This is a genomic window from Leptolyngbya sp. CCNP1308, from assembly GCF_034932455.1.
In the GTDB taxonomy this organism is placed as follows: Bacteria; Cyanobacteriota; Cyanobacteriia; order Phormidesmidales; family Phormidesmidaceae; genus Nodosilinea.
The window spans coordinates 1-853 of the sequence record NZ_JAYGIH010000135.1 but is presented as its reverse complement, the minus strand read 5'-3'; the positions used below and the strand labels follow the sequence as shown (position 1 = coordinate 853).

General features: G+C 53.5%; 1 protein-coding gene. It reads right to left on the bottom strand.

The genetic code is table 11. From position 1 onward, the window contains the following. Positions 1-11: 11 nt before the first annotated feature. Positions 12-764, bottom strand: a complete 753-nt coding sequence (locus tag VB780_RS31280; RefSeq protein WP_323355103.1) for an IS1 family transposase — start codon at positions 762-764, stop codon at positions 12-14. Positions 765-853 lie beyond the last annotated feature (89 nt).

Sequence of the window (853 nt, the reverse complement as noted above, 5' to 3'; positions counted from 1 at the left end):
GGTAGTGCACTTTAGTAAAGGACAGAGGAAAACGTAGGCGATTCCCGTTCTGCCAACTTCTCTCTGACGCGGCGATTGTAGTCGTGGATGAACGTCCAGATCGCACCAATGTGATTCTCTAGCTTCTTGGAAAAGGACAGCGCCTTCCGCACCAACCGTGAAATCCGCTGCCTCAGGGTGTTGTTCAGGCGTTCGATGTAGCTCGTCAAACCGCTCTCTTTGCCAACCGCCGTATGTCGTTTGCTCGGAATGACGGTGACGTAGGCCTCCCAGTAATCGGTGTAGACCTTGGCACATTGCCGGTAGACCGCCGGGATGGACTGCCAGAGGGCAAGCGCCGATTCTCGAGAGCGGTCACCGATATGGCAACCAATAATTTCTCGGGTGTCAGCATCGATCGCCAGCCAGACCCACTGCTTGTTGCCTTTGTTATCGACAAAAGACCAGAGTTCATCCATCTGCACTTTGAGCTTGCCTTTGACCTTGGGAATGACCTCTGCCGCTTTGGGCACGGCGTCATAGCACGCGTTGACGTAGGTCTGGAGCCAGCTATCCGAGACATTGGTGGTCCTGGCGATACCGGCTAATGGAATTTTCTCCAACAGCAGTCGATTAACGAAGGCCCGAGTATCCTTGTCTTTCGGCTTCCACTGGGGATCTTCTACGAACTGGCGGTTGCAGTCTCGGCACTTGTAGTTTTGCTTACCGCGCCGGGTGGTGCCGTTCTTGGAGATGTCGTGAGACCCACAAGTTGGACAGGTCATCTCGATTGTCATGGAGCCTACTCCCTCAGAATCTAGGAATACGTCGGCGTTACCTTATTTCCCTCTATCCTTTACGTTAATCCACTACC

Coding starts and splice junctions, on each gene's coding strand:
- VB780_RS31280 (WP_323355103.1), bottom strand. CDS start 764: ATGACCTGTCCAACTTGTGGGTCTCACGACATCTCCAAGAACGGCACC.